The 21,371-nt window shown below is 42.6% G+C and carries 18 protein-coding genes, 2 tRNA genes and 1 pseudogene; 20 read left to right on the forward strand and 1 reads right to left on the reverse strand.

Translation table 11 applies throughout. The annotated features are described in order from the left end of the window. Window positions 1-4 precede the first annotated feature (4 nt). From carA to AAEZ02_RS08640, 6 genes and pseudogenes are all read left to right on the forward strand, one after another. Window positions 5-1,162 (forward strand): glutamine-hydrolyzing carbamoyl-phosphate synthase small subunit, encoded by a 1,158-nt coding sequence (gene carA / locus AAEZ02_RS08615; RefSeq protein WP_124012082.1) that lies wholly within the window; start codon window positions 5-7, stop codon window positions 1,160-1,162. Window positions 1,163-1,184: 22 nt separating this feature from the next. After that, window positions 1,185-4,406 carry a carbamoyl-phosphate synthase large subunit gene (gene carB / locus AAEZ02_RS08620; protein WP_124012081.1) on the forward strand — a complete coding sequence of 1,074 codons (3,222 nt, stop codon included), beginning with the start codon at window positions 1,185-1,187 and terminating at the stop codon, window positions 4,404-4,406. Window positions 4,407-4,634: 228 nt separating this feature from the next. After that, window positions 4,635-5,111 (forward strand): transcription elongation factor GreA, encoded by a 477-nt coding sequence (gene greA, locus AAEZ02_RS08625; RefSeq protein WP_101032525.1) that lies wholly within the window; start codon window positions 4,635-4,637, stop codon window positions 5,109-5,111. 441 nt (window positions 5,112-5,552) lie between these two features. Next, window positions 5,553-5,819 (forward strand): hypothetical protein, encoded by a 267-nt coding sequence (locus tag AAEZ02_RS08630; protein WP_351077015.1) that lies wholly within the window; start codon window positions 5,553-5,555, stop codon window positions 5,817-5,819. Between the two features lie 567 nt (window positions 5,820-6,386). Further along, entirely contained in the window at window positions 6,387-6,446 is a 60-nt protein-coding gene (locus AAEZ02_RS08635; protein WP_351122779.1) for a hypothetical protein, read from the forward strand. A gap of 235 nt (window positions 6,447-6,681) precedes the next feature. Then, a pseudogene (locus AAEZ02_RS08640) lies at window positions 6,682-7,185 on the forward strand (protein translocase subunit SecF); the annotation flags it as partial. A 94-nt stretch (window positions 7,186-7,279) separates the two neighbouring features. Here the strand turns inward: AAEZ02_RS08640 and yhbY are convergent. Next, window positions 7,280-7,579 (reverse strand): ribosome assembly RNA-binding protein YhbY, encoded by a 300-nt coding sequence (gene yhbY, locus AAEZ02_RS08645; protein WP_101032524.1) that lies wholly within the window; start codon window positions 7,577-7,579, stop codon window positions 7,280-7,282. A 90-nt stretch (window positions 7,580-7,669) separates the two neighbouring features. Here yhbY and rlmE point away from each other — a divergent pair, with 90 nt between their 5' ends. From rlmE to rpsO, 14 genes are all read left to right on the forward strand, one after another. Continuing rightward, window positions 7,670-8,299, forward strand: a complete 630-nt coding sequence (gene rlmE, locus AAEZ02_RS08650; RefSeq protein ID WP_101032523.1) for a 23S rRNA (uridine(2552)-2'-O)-methyltransferase RlmE — start codon at window positions 7,670-7,672, stop codon at window positions 8,297-8,299. Between the two features lie 45 nt (window positions 8,300-8,344). Next, window positions 8,345-10,315, forward strand: coding sequence for an ATP-dependent zinc metalloprotease FtsH (gene ftsH, locus AAEZ02_RS08655; protein WP_101032522.1), 1,971 nt, complete (start codon window positions 8,345-8,347; stop codon window positions 10,313-10,315). Between the two features lie 122 nt (window positions 10,316-10,437). Next, the gene (folP, locus tag AAEZ02_RS08660; RefSeq protein WP_502959555.1) at window positions 10,438-11,217 is read left to right on the forward strand and encodes a dihydropteroate synthase; all 780 of its coding nucleotides are present in this window, start codon (window positions 10,438-10,440) and stop codon (window positions 11,215-11,217) included. 249 nt (window positions 11,218-11,466) lie between these two features. Beyond that, entirely contained in the window at window positions 11,467-12,804 is a 1,338-nt protein-coding gene (gene glmM / locus AAEZ02_RS08665) for a phosphoglucosamine mutase (protein ID WP_124012078.1), read from the forward strand. A gap of 138 nt (window positions 12,805-12,942) precedes the next feature. Next, entirely contained in the window at window positions 12,943-13,725 is a 783-nt protein-coding gene (tpiA, locus tag AAEZ02_RS08670; RefSeq protein ID WP_101032519.1) for a triose-phosphate isomerase, read from the forward strand. 4 nt (window positions 13,726-13,729) lie between these two features. Beyond that, window positions 13,730-14,065, forward strand: coding sequence for a preprotein translocase subunit SecG (gene secG / locus AAEZ02_RS08675; RefSeq protein WP_101032518.1), 336 nt, complete (start codon window positions 13,730-13,732; stop codon window positions 14,063-14,065). A 13-nt stretch (window positions 14,066-14,078) separates the two neighbouring features. Then, window positions 14,079-14,165 (forward strand) — tRNA-Leu (locus AAEZ02_RS08680). An 81-nt stretch (window positions 14,166-14,246) separates the two neighbouring features. Then, window positions 14,247-14,322 (forward strand) — tRNA-Met (locus tag AAEZ02_RS08685). Window positions 14,323-14,492: 170 nt separating this feature from the next. Next, window positions 14,493-14,948 (forward strand): ribosome maturation factor RimP, encoded by a 456-nt coding sequence (rimP, locus tag AAEZ02_RS08690; protein ID WP_101032517.1) that lies wholly within the window; start codon window positions 14,493-14,495, stop codon window positions 14,946-14,948. 31 nt (window positions 14,949-14,979) lie between these two features. Continuing rightward, window positions 14,980-16,479, forward strand: a complete 1,500-nt coding sequence (gene nusA / locus AAEZ02_RS08695) for a transcription termination factor NusA (RefSeq protein WP_101032516.1) — start codon at window positions 14,980-14,982, stop codon at window positions 16,477-16,479. A gap of 25 nt (window positions 16,480-16,504) precedes the next feature. Beyond that, a complete protein-coding gene (gene infB, locus AAEZ02_RS08700) occupies window positions 16,505-19,150 on the forward strand; it encodes a translation initiation factor IF-2 (protein ID WP_101032515.1) in 2,646 nt (881 codons plus the stop codon). A gap of 66 nt (window positions 19,151-19,216) precedes the next feature. Continuing rightward, window positions 19,217-19,705 (forward strand): 30S ribosome-binding factor RbfA, encoded by a 489-nt coding sequence (rbfA, locus tag AAEZ02_RS08705; RefSeq protein WP_232772070.1) that lies wholly within the window; start codon window positions 19,217-19,219, stop codon window positions 19,703-19,705. Next, window positions 19,705-20,658, forward strand: coding sequence for a tRNA pseudouridine(55) synthase TruB (truB, locus tag AAEZ02_RS08710; protein ID WP_101032514.1), 954 nt, complete (start codon window positions 19,705-19,707; stop codon window positions 20,656-20,658). Before rbfA ends, truB begins: the two co-directional genes overlap by 1 nt. 141 nt (window positions 20,659-20,799) lie before the next feature. Next, on the forward strand, window positions 20,800-21,069 hold the full coding sequence (gene rpsO, locus AAEZ02_RS08715; protein WP_101032513.1) for a 30S ribosomal protein S15: 270 nt from the start codon (window positions 20,800-20,802) through the stop codon (window positions 21,067-21,069). Window positions 21,070-21,371 lie beyond the last annotated feature (302 nt).

Below are 21,371 nucleotides of genomic sequence, written 5' to 3' on the forward strand. Positions count from 1 at the left end.
TTTTCTGGAGGTCGCGTTGACACAGTCTGCCTTACTCGTACTCGAAGATGGAACCGTATTCTCTGGCACCGCAATTGGTGCTACAGGTATATCTGTTGGTGAAGTGGTATTTAATACTTCAATGACAGGTTACCAAGAGATCCTTACGGATCCTTCATATTCACGCCAAATAGTAACATTAACCTATCCTCACATCGGTAACACAGGTACTAATGATGAAGACACAGAATCGGATTCGGTTCATGCATGTGGCTTAATTATTCGTGACTTACCGCTTATGGCGAGTAATTTCCGCAACCAACAATCATTAAGCGATTATTTAAAAGCGAATAATGTGGTTGGTATTGCTGATATTGATACTCGCAAACTCACTCGAATTTTGCGTGAAAAAGGCGCTCAAGCCGGTTGTATTATGGTCGGCGACCTAGATGAAGCGAAAGCTCTGGCAGCCGCGAAAGCGTTCCCAGGGCTAAAAGGCATGGATTTAGCCAAAGAAGTGACCACCGATAAAGCGTATACATGGCGCATGGGTAGCTGGAAATTAGTCGGTGGTTTACCGTCTGAAACACCAGAAGCGGAACTCAAATATAAAATTGTCGCGTACGATTACGGTGTAAAACGTAATATTTTGCGTATGTTGGTTGATCGTGGTTGTGATGTGACTGTAGTACCCGCGCAAACCTCTGCTGCCGATGTACTTGCGATGAACCCAGATGGGGTGTTCCTATCAAACGGACCTGGCGATCCTGAGCCATGCGACTACGCCATTACAGCGATTCAACAAATATTAACAACAGAGATCCCTGTATTTGGCATTTGTCTAGGTCACCAATTATTAGCGCTTGCCTCTGGTGCTAAAACCTTAAAAATGAAATTTGGTCACCATGGTGCAAACCATCCAGTGAGCAATCTTAAAAATGGCAGCGTGATGATCACCAGTCAAAACCACGGTTTTGCTGCCGATGAAACCACGTTACCGGCTAACATTAAGGTGACTCACAAGTCATTATTTGATGGTTCATTACAAGGTATTCATCTATCTGACAAGCCTGCATTTAGTTTTCAGGGTCACCCTGAAGCGAGTCCAGGCCCAACCGATGCCGCGCCACTGTTCGATCATTTTATCGAGCTCATTGAACAATACCGTCAGCACGCTAAGTAGTTATCTGGGAGAAGACGACGCAATGCCAAAACGTACAGATATAAAAAGTATTCTTATCCTAGGTGCCGGTCCAATTGTTATTGGTCAGGCGTGTGAGTTTGATTATTCAGGTGCGCAAGCCTGTAAAGCGCTTCGTGAAGAAGGCTATCGTGTCATTTTGGTCAACTCTAATCCTGCGACCATTATGACCGACCCTGAAATGGCCGATGCAACGTATATCGAACCAATACATTGGGAAGTGGTACGCAACATCATTGCCAAGGAGCGTCCTGATGCAATTCTACCGACTATGGGTGGACAAACTGCACTGAACTGCGCCCTTCAGCTTGAAGCAAAAGGAGTGCTAAAAGAGTTTAATGTTGAAATGATTGGTGCGACAGCGGATGCGATTGATAAAGCTGAAGACCGCAGTCGTTTCGACAAAGCGATGAAATCTATTGGGTTAGATTGTCCTCGTGCTGGAATTGCGCATAACATGGATGAAGCTTATGGCGTATTAGATATGGTGGGCTTTCCCTGTATCATTCGTCCGTCTTTCACCATGGGTGGTAGCGGCGGGGGGATTGCTTACAACAAAGAAGAGTTTGAAGAGATTTGTTCTCAAGGCTTAGACTTGTCGCCAACTAACGAATTATTGATTGATGAATCATTAATTGGTTGGAAAGAATATGAGATGGAAGTGGTTCGTGACCGCAACGATAACTGTATTATCGTCTGTGCTATCGAAAACTTTGACCCAATGGGTGTTCACACCGGTGACTCAATTACCGTTGCGCCAGCACAAACCCTTACCGACAAAGAATATCAATTAATGCGAAACGCTTCTTTAGCCGTATTGCGTGAAATTGGTGTTGAAACCGGTGGTTCAAACGTACAGTTTGGTATTTGTCCTGATACGGGCCGTATGGTCATTATTGAGATGAATCCACGCGTATCTCGTTCATCTGCATTAGCCTCTAAAGCGACTGGTTTTCCGATTGCTAAAATCGCCGCAAAACTGGCTGTCGGTTACACATTAGACGAGCTAAGTAACGACATTACTGGTGGTAAAACACCCGCATCGTTCGAGCCTGCTATCGACTACGTTGTCACCAAAATACCGCGTTTTAATTTTGAAAAGTTTGCTGGTGCAAATGACCGCTTAACGACGCAAATGAAGTCTGTGGGTGAAGTAATGGCTATTGGCCGTACTTTCCAAGAGTCATTGCAAAAAGCCTTACGCGGCCTTGAAGTGGGTCGTAACGGTTTTGATTCGGTTGTTGATTTACAATCACCCGAAGCTATGCAACGTATTCGTCATGAATTAAAAGAGCCGGGTTGTGATCGTATTTGGTACATCGCTGATGCATTCCGTGCAGGGTTAAGTCGTGACGATATTTTCACATTGACTAATATTGACCATTGGTTCTTGGTTCAAATCGAAGATTTGATTAACCAAGAAGCGAAAGTCGCTGAACTGGGTATGTCAGGTTTAGAGAAAAACTACTTACGCCAATTAAAGCGTAAAGGTTTCTCTGATGCGCGTTTAGCCGATGTGTTAGGTGTCAATGAAAGTGAAATTCGTAAACTACGTCATCGCCATGAAATTCACCCAGTTTATAAGCGTGTAGATACTTGTGCTGCTGAATTTTCAACTGATACAGCTTACATGTATTCAACCTATGAAGAAGAGTGTGAAGCTAACCCATCGAACCGTGAAAAAATCATGATTCTGGGTGGTGGACCGAATCGTATCGGACAAGGTATTGAGTTCGATTACTGTTGTGTCCATGCGGCATTAGCATTACGCGAAGACGGTTATGAAACCATCATGGTTAACTGTAACCCTGAAACGGTATCAACCGACTACGACACATCTGATCGCTTGTACTTTGAGCCTGTAACGTTAGAAGATGTGCTCGAAATCGTGCGTATCGAAAAGCCAAAAGGCGTAATCGTACAATACGGTGGTCAAACCCCGCTTAAACTCGCGCGAGAATTAGAAGCCGCAGGCGTACCGATTATCGGTACCAGTCCTGATGCGATTGACCGTGCAGAAGACCGTGAACGCTTCCAACAAGCGATTCAACGTTTAAACATGAAGCAGCCTGAAAATGCTACCGTGACGACGGTTGAAAGTGCGGTGATTGAAGCTGAAATTATCGGTTATCCACTGGTAGTTCGTCCATCTTATGTGTTGGGCGGCCGTGCGATGGAAATCGTCTACGACAAGCAAGATTTACTGCGCTACTTTAATGAAGCGGTTAAAGTCTCTAATGCATCACCAGTATTACTTGATCACTTCTTAGATGATGCCATTGAAGTGGATATAGATGCTGTATGTGACGGTGAAACTGTGGTGGTTGGCGCCATTATGGAGCACATTGAACAAGCAGGGGTTCACTCTGGTGACTCAGGTTGTTCATTACCACCTTATACCTTAAGTGCTGATGTTCAGGCGAGAATGCGTGACCAAGTCTCTAAATTGGCTTTTGAGTTAGGCGTAATCGGCTTAATGAACGTGCAGTTTGCGGTAAAAGATAACGAAATCTATATGATTGAAGTTAATCCACGTGCAGCCCGTACCGTCCCGTTTGTGTCTAAAGCGACAGGTGTTCCTTTAGCTAAAATTGCCGCGCGTGTCATGGTTGGCCAAAGCCTGATTTCACAAAACTTTACCAAAGAAGTGATCCCACCTTATTTCTCTGTCAAAGAAGTGGTATTGCCATTTAACAAGTTCCCAGGTGTTGATCCACTGTTAGGTCCTGAAATGCGATCAACTGGTGAAGTGATGGGCGTTGGCGATACTTTTGCTGAAGCGTATGCAAAAGCACAACTGGGTGCCACATCTGAAGTACCTAAGTCTGGTCGTGCGTTATTATCTGTGCGTAATAGTGATAAAAAACGTGTTGCTGATTTAGCCTCTAAGTTAATTGAGCTAGGTTATCAAATTGATGCCACTCATGGTACCGCCATTATCTTGGGTGAAGCTGGGATTAATCCTCGTTTAGTTAACAAGGTACATGAAGGTCGTCCACACATTCTTGATCGTATTAAGAATGGTGAATATACCTACATTGTTAACACCACAGAAGGTCGTCAAGCCATTGAAGACTCTCGCCAGATCCGCCGTGGAGCATTGCGCTATAAGGTAAATTACACTACGACATTAAATGCCGCTTTTGCGACGTGTTTAGCGCATGCTGCAGATGATCGTATCAAAGTGACCTCAGTGCAAGAGTTACACAAACGCATTAAAGGTTAACTTTATTGTGTGCTAATGATTAAGGTCGCCATTAGGCGACCTTTTTTATGACATTTTGGTGAAGCATGACTAGCAAGTCGGTAAAAGCTTAGGTAAGCTGTCTGCCATCATCTAAAAGATGCATCCAAGAGACGCATGCTAACTAGAATGCGTACTTCCAACTGAATTTTGACTGTGTTGATTTTGTCAGCACGGGATGCTTTTGTTTTTAAAGGAGACAAAGACATTATGAGTAAGGTCCCAATGACTGTAATTGGCGCAGATCAACTACGTAAAGAACTGGTAATATTAAAGTTCGATCGCCGTCCAAAAATTACCGAAGCGATTGCTTCTGCGCGTGAATTAGGTGATTTAAAAGAAAATGCAGAATACCATGCTGCCCGTGAAGATCAGGGGATTTGTGAAGCGCGTATTCGTGACATTGAAGGTAAATTATCTAATGCTCAAATTATTGATGTCACCACATTAGACAATACCGGCCGGATCATTTTTGGTACTACAGTGACTATTTTGAACTTGGATACGGATGCCGAAGTGACCTATCGTATTGTGGGTGATGACGAGGCAGAAATTAAACAAAATTTAATTTCTGTTAATTCACCGATTGCACGTGGATTAATTGGTAAAAGTGAAGGCGATGAAGTATCGATTACCACACCCGGTGGCTTGACTGATTATGAGATCGTTGCGGTTAAATATATTTAAGCGATGTGAGTCAGCTAGGGTAAATATTTTCTAACAATATGTTTTAATTGTTAAATTAAAAAAGCCGGTTAAGTATTTATTTTATTTTATGCTAAATCCATTATCGATATAAATGATCACTAGCCTGACCTAGCACTAAATAGAATACTATTTAGTGCTTTTTTATATCTATTACAAACAGAGTGCATTCCATATAGACCAAAATAAATGTAAAAAAATTCATTTGCACATTAAAGGTGCAACAGATATTATCGCCTGGATTTACATTGCTGTTACATTTTGTCGGGCAAAATACAACATTTTTTGAAACATTCCGTTGACAGATCCCGTTGAAACATTGCTTTGAAATTATGTTCTATCTTCTATCTTCTATTTAAATTATATTTCGACATTTTGATTTCAAATACTAGCAACTATGTCGTTTGATAAAATAAGGTCATTATGACGTTTCCATGGGCTCGTATACTACTCATGCTGGTAATTGTGGGGTTGTGTTCAATCTTTCTCATCAATAGCCACGTGTTGGTGTTAGCGTCGGTGCCATTTGCTACGTCTCCTGGATACTCTTACCCATATGATGTGGATACGGTGACAGATGATCGTATTTGTCAACAGCCAATAAGTTTAACCTCTCTTGATATAATGCTGTCTTCAGTTCAGTTAGTCGATGGTTCAATTGATAGTTCAATTGATAGTGATGTGCGTTGACATAAACCAACAGCCTTAAGTGACACGCTCATAGAGGTTAACAGTGCATTATTGAGCTAGTTAGGAACTATTATCAACAGGCTCTATTTTTGAGCAATCTAATCCAAATGATATTTATTATGTGGCCACTTATTCGGCACGTTATATCAGTATTGCTCAACGTCAATTAAATGAAACAAGTCCTAATGATGTATTGGGCTATGAGTTTTTTCGCCGCCAATAGCGAGTTTAACCATAGGGTATCCAATTAACGTCAATCCACAATTGGACTGGATTTTGTCAACGACGTCGCCCCTTCAAGACTTTCCGCCTAGAAAGATCTAATTTACTTTTCGTTCACGCTCACATCAGCTAACGATTTTCTGCATTGATTGAAAACGTCATTAGCTTTACTAATGAGCTTTACTGTAGATAGATGAGTTGGTTAAAACCGCTCATTACTGGCTATACATTTTTTATCCAGGCTTAACTCACCTCGATTTAGTGAGATCAAATATTATGAAATCCAAATCGAAAACGCATTAATTAAATCATTATTCTCAGTGGAAATACTGGTTATTAATTAGCATATTAATCATCTTGTTTATGAGTGCATTAGCGTCTTGGTATGGTGAAGAGTCGCGGTAAACTCACAATTAACCCGGCCCAATCACTGACAGTAGAGCAATTCCATCATCTGCTATATTAAGCGGGGATCAACAGGTTACGCATCGAACAGCAACAAGATAATTTGTTTGTGGCAATAAATGGTGCCGATATTCTTATTAAAAATAAACGTTTTGATCTCAAAATGGTATTAGCCGTATTAAATAATGTATTAACGTATTATGCAGCAACGGGGGGGTCTTAAGTCGATCAATAATTGGTCGTCAAAGGTGGCTTGTGTTGTCTAATGGCTATGCCGTGTATTATGGAATATTCAAGTTTTCGCTTTGAGTGGCGTACAGCTTCTGGTGCGTTATTGGCTCTGGTATATGATGTGGTGTTTGTGTTGGTTTTTTGCGGTAAGCCAAATGGAATCAAATTTAACCGTACTGGCGGCTATTTTAGCTTACTCGTTTAATGACTCTATTATCGAAAATAAGATGGGTAAACAACTTATTACAAAGCCTTTGTGGGATGTGCCGGACATTAATAATGGCGCTATTAAGTCGACTTTTTTGAGCTCAATGGTGACATCAGAGACTACATTATAAACTGTATACGCATTATTGATTATGGATTATGGATTACGGATAATGGGTGGAGCACTATTGGAGGGAATTTAATCGCATTATTTATTGGGATCGTTACAGGTACTTGGTCATTTTTTTCAATTGATGCTACCTTGCCTGAATTTTTAGGATTAAAGGCACAACATTATTAAGTCGTTCCTTTACCCAACCATCCTTGATTAATGATAATTCATCTCTAATAAAAAAGCCGCTGAATTCAGCGGCTTTTTATAAAAGAATGCGAGATTATTTGGCTTTAGGCAAAGCAATCTTCATTTCGGCAGACTGACGGAAAATGACTAAGACATGACCGATAAGTTGCACTTTCGCAGACTGGGTTTCACGTACAATGGCGTCAACGATGGCATTTTTGAGCTCTCTGTCGGCAGAGGCTACTTTTACTTTAATCAATTCATGATGTGTAAGCGCGCTATCAATTTCAGCCAGAACACCTTCAGTTAGTCCATTGCCACCAAGCAGCACCACTGGTTTTAAACTGTGCGCCAGACCTTTTAAATGCTGTTTTTGTTTGGTTGTTAAGTTCATTTGTACCAACTTTTGCTGAGTTACTGTTGAAAAACGGGTATTCTACCCTTATATACACCTTATGTAACTCTGAATCGTTGCGGAATTTTAATGACAACAAAAAAACGTACGGCGAGCTCAAGTCGCTGGATGCAAGAACACTTTGATGATCACTATGTGAAATTAGCCCAGAAACGCGGTTTACGTTCACGAGCAGCATTTAAGTTAGAAGAGATCCAACAAAAAGATCACTTGATAAAACAGGGGATGACAGTTGTTGATTTAGGTGCAGCACCGGGTGGCTGGTCGCAAGTGGCCGTTAAACTTGCTGGCGACAAAGGTAAAGTCATTGCTTGTGATATTTTACCAATGGATCCGATTGTTGGTGTTGATTTCCTTCAAGGTGATTTTAGAGAAAACAAAGTACTCGAAGCATTGCTTGAGCGTGTAGGTCAAGATAAAGTGGATGTGGTACTATCAGATATGGCCCCGAACATGAGTGGTTCGGATGCTGTTGATCAACCTAAAGGTATGTATTTAGTTGAATTAGCGTTAGATATGTGTCATCAAGTGTTGACGCCCAACGGCTGTTTTGCTGTTAAAGTCTTTCAGGGGGAGGGCTTTGACGACTACATAAAAACAGTTAAACAGGCATTCAAAGTAGTAAAAACCCGTAAACCAGACTCCTCTAGAGCACGCTCTCGAGAAGTCTACTTAGTGGCGACTGGTTACAAGTTGTAGTAGTCTAACGTTAATAATCGCAGGACTGTTAAGAGGTCTAGTAAATTGAGTGACATGGCAAAAAATTTAATTCTCTGGGTTGTCATCGCTGTTGTACTGATGTCAGTGTTTCAGGGTTATTCCCCCTCTTCTTCGAATACGCAGAAGATGGATTATTCCGCCTTTTTGGACAATGTTCGAAATGGTCAAATTAACACGGTCGAAATAAAAAGCGACCAACGAACAATTGAAGGGACTAAACGTACCGGCGAAAAGTTCACCACTATTATGCCTATTGTTGACCAAGATTTAATTAATGATCTTGATCGCAAAGGTATCACCATGAAAGGCCAAGAGGCTGAAGAGTCAGGTTTTTTAACCCAAATCTTTATTTCATGGTTCCCGATGTTACTGTTGATTGGGGTTTGGATATTCTTCATGCGTCAAATGCAAGGCGGTGGTGGAAAAGGCGCAATGTCGTTTGGCAAAAGTAAAGCCAAACTGATGAGCGAAGACCAAATTAAAACCACCTTTGCTGATGTTGCTGGCTGTGATGAAGCAAAAGAAGAAGTAAAAGAACTGGTTGATTATTTACGTGACCCAACCAAGTTCCAAAAGCTAGGCGGTCGGATTCCTACTGGCGTGTTGATGGTAGGGCAACCAGGTACGGGTAAAACCTTGCTAGCTAAGGCGATTGCCGGTGAATCTAAGGTGCCATTCTTTACCATATCAGGTTCTGATTTTGTGGAAATGTTTGTTGGTGTTGGCGCATCCCGTGTGCGTGACATGTTCGAACAAGCTAAAAAATCTTCGCCTTGTATCATTTTTATCGATGAAATCGATGCTGTAGGTCGCCAACGTGGTGCTGGTGTTGGTGGTGGTCACGATGAGCGTGAGCAGACGTTAAACCAACTGCTGGTTGAGATGGATGGTTTCGAAGGTAATGAAGGTGTTATCGTTATCGCGGCAACTAACCGCCCTGATGTTCTTGATGCTGCATTGCTTCGCCCAGGTCGATTTGACCGTCAAGTGGTTGTCGGCTTGCCTGATGTGCGTGGTCGTGAACAAATCCTTAAAGTGCATATGCGTAAAGTGCCTTTGTCAGACGATGTTAAAGCAAGTGTTATTGCTCGTGGTACGCCAGGATTCTCTGGTGCAGACTTAGCCAACCTTGTTAACGAAGCTGCGTTGTTTGCTGCTCGTGGTAATCGTCGTGTTGTTGGTATGGAAGAGTTCGAGCGTGCTAAAGATAAAATCATGATGGGTGCTGAGCGCCGTTCTATGGTGATGTCTGAAGCGGACAAAGAGATGACTGCTTATCATGAAGCTGGACATGCGATTGTAGGCTGCTTAGTACCAGAGCATGATCCTGTGCATAAAGTGACTATTATTCCGCGTGGACGTGCATTAGGGGTAACTTTCTTCCTACCGGAAGCCGATGCTGTGAGCCAAAGCCGTCGCAAACTTGAATCACAGATTTCAGTTGCCTATGGTGGACGTTTAGCTGAAGAGATTATTTACGGCACTGAAAAAGTGTCTACTGGAGCGTCGCAAGATATCAAATACGCGACGTCGATTGCCCGTAACATGGTTACCCAATGGGGCTTCTCCGATAAACTGGGTCCTTTACTCTATGCAGAAGAAGAAAACGAAGTTTTCTTAGGCCGCAGTATGGGTAAATCTAAGGCTATGTCGGGTGAGACTGCGACACTAATTGATTCAGAAACTAAAGTGTTTATTGATAAAAACTATCAACGGGCACAAACGTTACTAAACGACAATTTGGATATTTTACATGCGATGAAAGATGCGCTGATGAAATATGAAACGATTGATTCGTTGCAAATTGATGATTTGATGAAGCGACGTGAAGTGCGTATGCCTGCTGAATGGCAAAAAGATGAATCATCTGACGATAAAGATAATGGCAATAGCACGCCTAAATCTGAAGTTGAAACACCTGTCGATGAGGTTAAAGCCGATACTAGTGACGCTAAAACCGACACGAGTGAAACGGATGAATCACCAGCTAAATAAATAATTTAGTGAATAAAGAAAACCCCGCAAGGGGTTTTTTTTTTTTAACCTTATGTAGGACAATACCTGTGTTTCAATTAACTCATGCCAATAAAACCCTCGACTTATCAGCACCTGTAGTGATGGGCATTGTAAACTTGACCCCTGATTCTTTTTCTGATGGCGGCGAATATATCGGATTTGAACAAGCCTGTCGCCATGTCGACGATATGGTGGAACAAGGTGCATTAATTATTGACGTGGGTGGAGAGTCAACTCGACCTGGTGCTGCTGAAGTCACTCTTGAGCAAGAGATCGCTCGTGTTATTCCTATCATCGAATACACGGCTAAAACACACAATGTATGGATTTCAATCGATACTAGCAAACCTGAAGTGATGGAGCAGGCTGTGGATGCCGGTGCCAATATGATCAATGATGTGCGCGCATTACAAATGCCTGGTGCATTAGCCATGGCCGCTACGTTAGATGTGCCTATTTGCTTGATGCACATGCAAGGCGAGCCGCAAACCATGCAAGATGAACCTGAGTATCAGGATGTGATTGATGAGGTGGTTGCTTTTTTCGAATTGCGTATTGCTTACTGCGAAGCCGCCGGAATTGAGCGAGAACGCTTAATTCTCGATCCAGGTTTTGGCTTTGGCAAAACTTTAGCGCATAATTACCGCCTATTAGCGACATTACCAAGATTACATGAGTTTCACTTACCTTTATTGGTTGGTCTGTCGCGAAAAAGCATGATTGGTGACCTGTTAGCGCGCGATATCGATCAACGCCTTGCTGGTAGTCTTGCTGGGGCATTAATTGCTGCTCAACAAGGTGCGCATATTATACGAGTCCATGATGTTCCAGAAACTGCCGATGTACTTAAGGTGATGTCAGAAACAATGGCCAATATATAGCGACATCGGCATGATAACGTTATAAGTAACCACAGAATGGGATAATCAATGGTTATCAAACCGCTGTTTGTTCTGCTATCTGTGTTGCATTGACTGGCAATAGGCTAGCTATTGCAAGTCAATGTGTCTTGTGAGCAAAAAATGGCAAGTTTGATATTAAATTGGTGAATAGTCTTATTGAAACTTACTTACCCTATCTCTTAACGTGAGATAAGGTTAAGTAGAGTCAAATCACTTAAGTGGGGACCTGTGAAGCAAAGAAAGTTTTTTGGAACCGATGGTATTCGCGGCAGAGTAGGGGCGGGTAAAATGACCCCTGAGCTGGCATTGAAGCTCGGTTGGGCTGCAGGGCGGGTATTGTCTCGCAATGGCACCCAAAAAGTGATTATTGGTAAAGACACCCGCATTTCCGGCTACTTGTTTGAATCGGCTTTAGAGGCTGGATTGTCAGCTGCGGGACTCAACGTTTTGTTACTTGGTCCAATGCCTACCCCCGCGGTTGCTTATTTAACTCGCACATTTCGCGCGGAAGCTGGCGTGGTGATCAGTGCGTCACATAATCCATATTATGATAACGGTATCAAGTTTTTCTCAAACAATGGCAGTAAACTAGATGATGCCATTGAGCTAGAAATAGAGGCTGAACTTGAAAAGCCGTTAGTGTGTGTTGAATCTCATTTATTAGGCAAGGCTCGAAGAGTTGAAGATGCTGCAGGGCGTTATATTGAATATTGCAAAGGGAATTTTCCAGCGGATCAAACACTTGAAGGTTTGAAAATTGTTGTTGATTGTGCACATGGTGCAACCTACCACATAGCTCCTAATGTATTTCGTGAATTGGGTGCTGATGTGATTACTATTGGCGATAAGCCAAACGGCATAAACATCAATGACAAAGTCGGCGCAACCTCTATGGCTAAAATTTGTGAAACGGTATTAGCCGAAAAAGCGGATTTAGGTATCGCATTAGATGGTGATGGCGATCGCATTATGATGGTAAATAGCCGCGGTGACGTGATTGATGGTGATCAAATCTTATATATTTTAGCGGTAGATGCTCAAAAACGTGGTATTTTAAAAGGCGGTGTAGTGGGCACGTTAATGTCTAACCTAGGGTTAGATTTAGCATTACAAGCGCTTGATATTCCTTTTGTTCGCTCAAAGGTCGGTGACCGCTATGTCATGGAAATACTCAAAGAGAAACAGTGGCGTATCGGAGGTGAAAACTCTGGCCATATTCTTAATCTCGATCATGGCACCACCGGTGATGGCATTGTTGCAGGTATTCTAGTGTTAGCTGCAATGCGACGTCAAAAAGCATCACTTGAACAATTGACTGAATCAATAAAGATGTTGCCGCAGGTATTGGTAAATGTCCGTTTTGAAGGAAACTCAAACCCGCTGGATACTGATGCTGTGAGATCAGCGCAAGCTGATGTTGAGCAACAATTAGGTATTCGTGGGCGAGTATTATTGCGAAAGTCGGGAACAGAACCGTTAATCAGGGTTATGGTTGAGGGGGATGACCATCCGCAAGTGCTTGCACATGCAAACCGTATTGCTGACGCGGTAAAGGCAGCATGTTAATTATTTGAATATTCAATTTGTTGTTGCTCGCTCAAAAAGTAGCCGCTTCGACAGCTTATGTGAAATATTCCCCTTTTAGCTCTTGTAACTTGATAAGTGGTTCGCTATTATTCACGCCGCTTTCAGAGGAGACAGTGAATGGCACTCAGACGTCCTATGGTCGCTGGTAACTGGAAAATGAATGGTAATTCGGCCTTGGCCCAAGAGCTATTTAAGAAGTTTGCTACCAAGCTCCAAAATGATTCAGCTGAAGTGGTTTTATGCCCGCCTTCAATTTATCTTGAAAGTGTTCGGCAGCTGCTTGAAGCCAATAAGCAAACCTTAGACGGAGCGCTTGTTAGAATGGGCGCACAAAATCTTAGTCATCATGATTTTGGTGCTTACACCGGCGAAATATCCGGGCAGATGCTAAAAGATTCTGGATGTCGATATGTCATTATCGGCCATTCCGAACGTCGCCGTATGTACGGAGAGACGAGTAATATAGTGGCAGAGAAATTTGCCGCAGCACAAAAAAATGGTCTGACACCGATTTTATGTGTAGGTGAATCAGGACCGGCTCGTGAAGCAAGACGTACCTTTGAGGTGATTGCCGAAGAGCTTGATATAGTAATTGAAAAAAACGGTACCATGGCTTTTGATAACGCAATTATCGCCTACGAACCTTTATGGGCAGTAGGGACAGGTAAGAGCGCTACACCAGAGCAGGCACAAGAAGTACATGCGTTTATTCGCAGTCGCCTCTCTGAAGTGTCTCCTTTTATAGGAGAGAATATCAGGATTCTTTACGGTGGTAGTGTCACCCCAAGCAATGCGGCAGATATATTTGCCCAGCCTGATGTTGATGGTGGTCTGATTGGCGGTGCAAGTTTGAACTCAAGTGAGTTTTTAAGTTTATGTACCATAGCGATGAGCGCATAATTATATGTACGAAGTTCTTATAGTTGTATACTTGGTGGTAGCGTTAGGTCTTATCGGCTTAATTTTAATCCAACAAGGAAAGGGTGCCGATATGGGTGCATCTTTCGGAGCCGGTGCTTCAGGCACATTATTTGGCTCAAGTGGCTCAGGTAACTTCCTGACTCGCAGTACTGCAGTATTAGCCATTGGTTTCTTTGCATTGAGTTTAGTGATTGGTAATTTAAGTGCTAATCACACTCAAGAAAATGATCAGTGGCAAGATTTAGGTCCAGCAGCAGAGCAAATCATTGATGATGCGCCTGTGCAAACCGAACAGTCAGAAACGAAAATTCCTGACTAGTATACCAGGTGTCGCCGAGGTGGTGGAATTGGTAGACGCGCAGCCTTGAGGTGGCTGTGTCTTAACGGACGTGCGGGTTCAAGTCCCGCTCTCGGCACCAAATTTAAACTAACAAATCATGGATAGCGTTTGATTAGTTATTGCAAGATATAGAGTAAATCAATATACTTGCATGAGTTGACGCGGGGTGGAGCAGTTGGTAGCTCGTCGGGCTCATAACCCGAAGGTCGTCGGTTCAAATCCGGCCCCCGCAACCAGCTCCTTGTGATTTAACTTCTTGAGAAGATAAATTACAATTTACAGGTTTTATAATAAAATGACCTCGTGATTACGGGGTTTTTTGTTATATAGACTTTTAAATGTCCGTGTTTTATACGGATTGCAATGGGGGCTACTAGCCCTTTTTCTGTTTTTTTGGGGGTCATTTTTGGCAACAATAGAATCCAAGCTAGTTGAAATGTTAACAGTACCTGTTGAAGCGTTAGGCTTTAAACTATGGGGCATTGAGTATATTCAAGCTGGTCGTCATTCAATATTACGTGTTTTTATTGAGCACGAGAATGGCATCAATATTGAAGATTGTGCAGAAGCCAGTCGTCAAGTTAGCGCAGTTATGGATGTTGAAGACCCTATTTCTACAGAATATACATTAGAAGTCTCTTCACCTGGCGTAGATAGACCCTTATTTACCGCTGAGCAATATGCGGCCTATGTAGGTGAAGATGCAAAAGTACAATTGACTATGCCTGTTGCCGGTAGTCGTAATTTAAAAGGCGTCATCAATAGCGTTGATGGGCAAATGCTCACCATCACCGTTGATGGTAAAGACTTGATTGTTGCTTTGGATAATATCCGTAAAGGCAGCATTATCGCTAAGTTTTGATAGTTTCAGGTGAAGAACGAGGCAAGACCAAATGAATAAAGAGATCCTGCTAGTCGCAGAAGCGGTTTCCAATGAGAAAGGCCTTCCGCGCGAGAAAATTTTCGAAGCGCTAGAAATTGCACTGGCTACCGCAACAAAGAAAAAATACGAAGGCGATATTGAAGTTCGTGTAGCCATTGATCGTAAAACAGGCCATTACGACACCTTCCGTCGTTGGTTGGTTGTTGATGATCAAGGTCAAGTTCTGGAAAATCCATACAGCGAAATTACGTTTGAAGCCGCTCGTTATGAAGAACCAGAGATTCAAGTGGGTGAGTTTATCGAAGATCAAATTGACTCAGTTGCATTTGACCGCATCGCCACTCAAACCGCTAAACAAGTTATCGTGCAAAAAGTACGTGAAGCTGAACGTGCACAAATTGTTGAACAATTTATTGAGCGTGAAGGTGAAATTGTTACCGGCGTGGTGAAGAAAAGTACACGAGAAAGTGTGGTTGTCGATTTAGGTAACAATGCCGATGGTGTGTTATTTAAAGAAGATTTAATCAGCCGTGAATCTTTCCGTCCTGGTGACCGTGTACGTGCATTATTGTACTCAGTACGTCCAGAGGCCCGTGGCGCGCAGTTGTTTTTAACGCGCAGTAAGCCTGAAATGTTAATTGAGCTATTTCGGGTTGAAGTGCCAGAGATTTATGACGAGTTGATCGAAGTCATGGGTGCTGCTCGTGATCCAGGTGCTCGTGCTAAAATCGCGGTTAAATCAAATGACCGTCGCATTGACCCTATAGGTGCTTGTGTTGGTATGCGTGGTGCACGTGTGCAAGCCGTATCAAACGAATTAGGCGGCGAGCGAGTGGATATTGTGATGTGGGATGATAATCCGGCACAATATGTGATCAATGCCATGGCGCCAGCTGATGTAGCATCTATCATTGTGGATGAAGATAACCATTCGATGGATATTGCTGTAGAAGCTGACAGTTTGGCACAGGCTATTGGCCGTAATGGTCAAAACGTACGTTTAGCGACTCAACTTACTGGTTGGGAACTAAACGTAATGACCGTTGAAGACCTGAACAAAAAACACCAAGCCGAAAGTGCGAAAGTGATTGACTTGTTTGTGGATTATCTGGATGTAGATAAAGATTTTGCAGCCGTTTTGGCTGATGAGGGATTCACTTCGTTAGAAGAAGTTGCTTATGTTCCAGAATCTGAACTATTAGCAATAGAAGGTTTCGACGAAGGAATCGTTGAAGCATTACGTGAACGTGCAAAGGCGGCAATCTCGACAAGAGCATTAGCGTCTGAAGAAGCGTTAGATGGTGCAGAGCCAAGTGATGACTTACTAGCATTGGAAGGATTAGAAAGACATTTAGCTTACGTTCTTGCGAGCAAAGGTGTAGTGACTTTAGAAAACTTGGCCGAGCAAGGTATTGACGATTTAATTGATATTGAAGAATTAACAGAAGAAAAAGCAGGTGAGCTCATCATGGCTGCCCGCAATATCTGTTGGTTTGGCGAAGAAGCATAAGTCGATCAACAGGGGGATTTAATTGATGGCAGATACAAGCGTAGAAAAATTAGCAGTGGAAGTGGGAAAATCGGTCGATCGATTAATCGAGCAATTCTCACAAGCTGGTATAAGCAAAAAACAACTCGATACTGTTTCAGAAAACGAGAAGCAGAAGCTTCTTGATTATCTAAAAAAACAGCATGGTGCAGATTCAGTTCCGACTAAAATGACATTGCAGCGTAAAACATTGTCTACCTTAAGTGTTGCAAGCACTGGCGGTCAGTCAAAAGACGTGAAAGTAGAAGTGCGCAAGAAACGTACTTTTGTTAAACGTGAAGATGCAGAATTAGCAAAACAAGCTGAATTAGAAGCTCAAGCAAAAGCCAAAGCAGAAGCTGAAGCCCAAGCAAAAGCCGAAGCTGAAGCAAAAGTAGCGGCAGAAGCGAAAGCTAATGCAGAAGCGAAGAAAAAAGCGGAAGCAGAAGCCAAATTGAAATCAGAAAAAGTAAAATCTGAACCTAAAGTAACTAAAGTTGCTGACCCAGAAACTGCAGCAGCAAAAGTTGAAGCGGATCGTTTAAAAGCGACTCAAGACGCTGTGCTTACTCAAAAGCAAAAAGATGAAGCCGCGAAAGCTGCTGAAACAGCACGTCAACTTGCTGAGGTAAATTCAAAGCGTTGGGCTGAAGAAGAACGTCAACGTTTAGATGCTGAAAAGAACGGTGATCATCACATCACAACATCTCAAGTTGCTCGTGCAGCAGAAGACAGTTCAGATGCTGATGATGAAAAACGTGGTCGTCGTGCTCGCAATAAAAGCGCCAATAAAAAACGTGGCGGAAAAGATGCTCGTGGCGGACGCGAAAAACACATGCGTAATCGCAGTACTGCACCAGAATCTATGGCACACGGTTTTAATAAACCCGCTGCAGCTGTCAGTCGTGACGTGCGTATTGGTGAAACCGTAACCGTATCCGAATTAGCTCACTTAATGGCAATTAAAGCCACTGTGATCATCAAGCAAATGATGAAAATGGGTACAATGGTAACGATTAACCAAGTACTTGACCAAGAAACTGCACAAATGATTGCAGAAGAATTAGGTCATAAAGTGGTTCTTATTCGTGAAAATGAACTTGAACATCAAGTTATGCAAGATCGCGATGACAATATCCAGCTAGAATCACGTGCGCCAGTTGTTACTATCATGGGTCACGTTGACCACGGTAAAACGTCGTTACTGGATTATATCCGTCGTGCGAAAGTGGCGGCTGGCGAAGCCGGTGGTATTACCCAGCATATTGGTGCATACCACGTTCAAACTGAAAACGGCATGATCACCTTCCTTGATACTCCTGGTCACGCGGCGTTTACGTCAATGCGTGCTCGTGGTGCTAAGGCGACCGATATTGTTATTTTGGTTGTTGCTGCCGATGATGGCGTAATGCCACAAACGATTGAAGCGATTCAACATGCTAAAGCGGGTAATGTACCGTTAATCGTTGCTGTTAACAAAATGGATAAGCCAGATGCTGATCCTGATCGTGTTAAGAGTGAATTGTCTCAACATGGCATCATGTCAGACGATTGGGGCGGAGATAACATGTTCGTTCATGTATCAGCTAAAACTGGTATGGGCGTTGACGAATTGTTAGAAGGTATTTTACTTCAATCTGAAGTATTAGAACTTAAATCGGTCCGTGATGGAATGGCGGCGGGTGTGGTTATCGAATCGCAACTTGATAAAGGTCGTGGCCCAGTGGCAACTATCTTGGTTCAAGAAGGTACGTTGCGCCAAGGTGATATCGTTTTATGTGGTTTAGAGTACGGTAAAATCCGTGCGATGAAAGACGAAAATGGTAATGCTATCACTGAAGCGGGTCCATCTATTCCAGTAGAGATCTTAGGTCTTTCTGGTGTGCCGTCAGCGGGTGATGAAGCGACAGTAGTACGTGATGAACGTAAAGCTCGCGAAGTTTCGTTGTATCGTCAAGGTAAATTCCGTGACATTAAGTTAGCGCGTCAGCAGAAGTCTAAGCTAGAAAACATGTTTGCCAACATGGAAGAAGGCGAAGTACAAGAACTGAATATCGTACTTAAAGCGGATGTTCAAGGTTCTCTTGAAGCTATTTGTGAATCTTTAGCTAAACTGTCTACTGATGAAGTTAAAGTGAACATTATTGCTCGAGGTGTCGGTGCATTAACTGAAACCGACGCAACATTAGCAGCCGCTTCAAATGCGATTCTTGTTGGTTTCAACGTCCGTGCAGATGCACAGGCTCGTAAGACCATTGAATCAGAAAGTGTTGATTTACGTTATTACAGCATCATCTACAACTTAATTGATGAAGTTCGAGCTGCAATGACAGGTATGTTAATACCTGAGTTCAGACAAGAAATTATCGGCCTTGCTCAAGTTCGTGAAGTCTTTAAGTCTCCTAAAATTGGCGCTATCGCTGGTTGTATGGTTACTGAAGGTATCGTTAAACGTAGCGCACCAATTCGTGTACTACGTGAAAACGTGGTTATCTTCGAAGGTGAACTTGAATCATTACGCCGCTTTAAAGACGATACTCCAGACGTCCGTAATGGCATGGAATGTGGTATCGGTGTCAAGAACTACAACGACGTCCGAGTGGGCGATCAAATTGAAGTTTTTGAAACAGTCGAAATTGCTCGCACCTTATAAGAACCAATGGAAGGGCGGCTTTAGCCGCCCTTTTTGATTGTAGACCTAACGATATGGCATATCATCATGGCAAAAGAATTTAGTCGTACACGCCGTATTGCACAACAACTCCAGCAAGAACTTGCAATGGTGTTGCAACGCGATATGAAAGATCCTCGCATTGGTTTTGTCACAGTAAACGACGTCGACGTCTCTCGTGATTTGAGTTATGCAAAAGTGTTTGTGACCTTCTATGAAGAAGACACTGAACTTGTCCAACAAAAAATTGATGCACTTACTGCTGCGGCACCTTATGTCCGTACTTTGGTTGCTGGGCGCATGAAATTACGCGTCATGCCTGAATTACGTTTTATCTATGATAGCTCACTGGTTGAAGGCATGCGTATGTCTAACCTAGTGACGCAAGTGATCAACAAAGATAAAGCCAAGCAGCAACAGTCTACTCCAGAAGCCTACGATAGCAGCGAGTCGGTTGACGGTGAAACGCAGCAACATTCTATTCCAGAAGTCTCTGAGAACAGCGAGTCTGTTGACGGTGACAAGGAGCAAGATTAATGGCTCGTCGCCCTAAAGGTCGCTTCATCGACGGAATCGTATTACTCGATAAAGATACTGGCATGAGTTCTAACTTTGCCCTGCAAAGAGTTAAGCGTCTTTTTAATGCCAATAAAGCGGGCCATACAGGTGCTTTAGACCCGTTAGCAACGGGTATGTTGCCTATTTGCCTTGGAGAAGCGACGAAGTTCTCTCAGCATTTATTAGAAGCGGATAAACGCTATCTCGTGACGGCTAAATTGGGTGAACGTACTGATACTAGTGACTCAGATGGGGAAGTCGTACAAACGCGCCCTATTAACATTACCCAAGAATTACTTGATGAGAAGCTTGCGTTTTTCCGAGGAACGACTCAACAAATACCGTCAATGTATTCGGCATTAAAATACCAAGGTCAACCTTTGTATAAATATGCCCGTGAGGGAATTGAAATTCCACGTGAGTCGCGGCCTATCACCGTATTTGAGCTAAACTTTATTAAGCTTGAAGGTGATGAATTAACGCTAGATATTCATTGTTCTAAAGGGACTTACATACGGACCATTATTGATGATTTAGGTGAAATGCTTGGATGTGGAGCACATGTTATTATGTTGCGTCGTACTCAAGTTGCCGAATACCCGTATGAAAAAATGGTTACCTTAGCACAATTAGAAGCGTTACTTGAGCAAGCTCATAGGCAAGATGTTGCGCCTAAGACCTTGATGGATCCGTTATTACTGCCAATGGATACCGCAGTGGCTAATTTCGCTGAAATTAATTTGCCACAAGCGATGCTGTATTACGTTATGCAAGGACAAGCGATTCAAGCTGCGGGTCTTAAACCTAATGAATTGGTTCGTATCACTATTGGCGATGAACGTCGGTTTGTTGGTATTGGTACCATGAATGATGATGGTTTATTAGCACCAAAACGCTTGATTGTGATACACGACAATGATCCAACAGAGTAGTCAGTTGGCTTTAAAGACTGCTTTACAGATAAATAATTGAATTTATATTGCGGTTAACCATCAATCTGGTTAAAATACTGCGCTCGCTCTGGCTGAGTTAGTGATCGGCTAGAGATACATTTACTTTTTTTGGAGATACACATGTCACTAAGTGCTGAAGCAAAAGCAAAAATTTTAGCTGATTTTGGTCGCGGCGAAAACGATTCAGGTTCAACTGAAGTTCAAGTAGCTTTGTTAACTGCTCAAATTAACCACCTTCAAGGTCACTTTAAAGAGCACATCCATGATCACCACTCTCGTCGTGGTTTATTACGCATGGTTAATGCACGCCGTAAGCTTTCTGCTTACTTAAAGCGTACTGACGTAGCTCGTTACACTGCTATGATCAAGAAGTTAGGTTTACGTCGTTAATTCGATGTCCTGCTTACGTTTGTAAGTAGATTAAACCGTAAAAAAGGAGGCTTTGGCCTCCTTTTTTATGGGTTAAAAAAAGCTTATCGCTTTGTTAAACCCCTCTAATAATCATTTTTCAGTCGTTTTTGCACTTATCGATACTTTGGTTTTTCTAATCTGTATTAATACAGTTCCCATAGATAGGGCCCAACACTTGCTCAGTAATCACTAAGGTTTGGATGTACAAATTGTGGTTGTTTCTTATAGATGTATTTCGTAAAGCATTACCAGCGTAGAACCCGATTTTACAGGGTATTGAC

Origin of the sequence: Shewanella sp. T24-MNA-CIBAN-0130 (assembly GCF_040310185.1) — a bacterium.
Classification (GTDB): Bacteria; Pseudomonadota; Gammaproteobacteria; order Enterobacterales; family Shewanellaceae; genus Shewanella; species Shewanella psychromarinicola.

Bases quoted from the DNA above. Each gene is read 5' to 3' on its own strand.
- folP (WP_502959555.1), top strand. From the start codon at position 10,438: ATGGGCATTGTAAACTTGACCCCTGATTCTTTTTCTGATGGCGGCGAA.
- rlmE (WP_101032523.1), top strand. From the start codon at position 7,670: ATGACAACAAAAAAACGTACGGCGAGCTCAAGTCGCTGGATGCAAGAA.
- infB (WP_101032515.1), top strand. From the start codon at position 16,505: ATGGCAGATACAAGCGTAGAAAAATTAGCAGTGGAAGTGGGAAAATCG.
- nusA (WP_101032516.1), top strand. From the start codon at position 14,980: ATGAATAAAGAGATCCTGCTAGTCGCAGAAGCGGTTTCCAATGAGAAA.
- rpsO (WP_101032513.1), top strand. From the start codon at position 20,800: ATGTCACTAAGTGCTGAAGCAAAAGCAAAAATTTTAGCTGATTTTGGT.
- AAEZ02_RS08630 (WP_351077015.1), top strand. From the start codon at position 5,553: ATGACGTTTCCATGGGCTCGTATACTACTCATGCTGGTAATTGTGGGG.
- yhbY (WP_101032524.1), bottom strand. From the start codon at position 7,579: ATGAACTTAACAACCAAACAAAAACAGCATTTAAAAGGTCTGGCGCAC.
- carB (WP_124012081.1), top strand. From the start codon at position 1,185: ATGCCAAAACGTACAGATATAAAAAGTATTCTTATCCTAGGTGCCGGT.
- secG (WP_101032518.1), top strand. From the start codon at position 13,730: ATGTACGAAGTTCTTATAGTTGTATACTTGGTGGTAGCGTTAGGTCTT.
- tpiA (WP_101032519.1), top strand. From the start codon at position 12,943: ATGGCACTCAGACGTCCTATGGTCGCTGGTAACTGGAAAATGAATGGT.
- rbfA (WP_232772070.1), top strand. From the start codon at position 19,217: ATGGCAAAAGAATTTAGTCGTACACGCCGTATTGCACAACAACTCCAG.
- greA (WP_101032525.1), top strand. From the start codon at position 4,635: ATGAGTAAGGTCCCAATGACTGTAATTGGCGCAGATCAACTACGTAAA.
- truB (WP_101032514.1), top strand. From the start codon at position 19,705: ATGGCTCGTCGCCCTAAAGGTCGCTTCATCGACGGAATCGTATTACTC.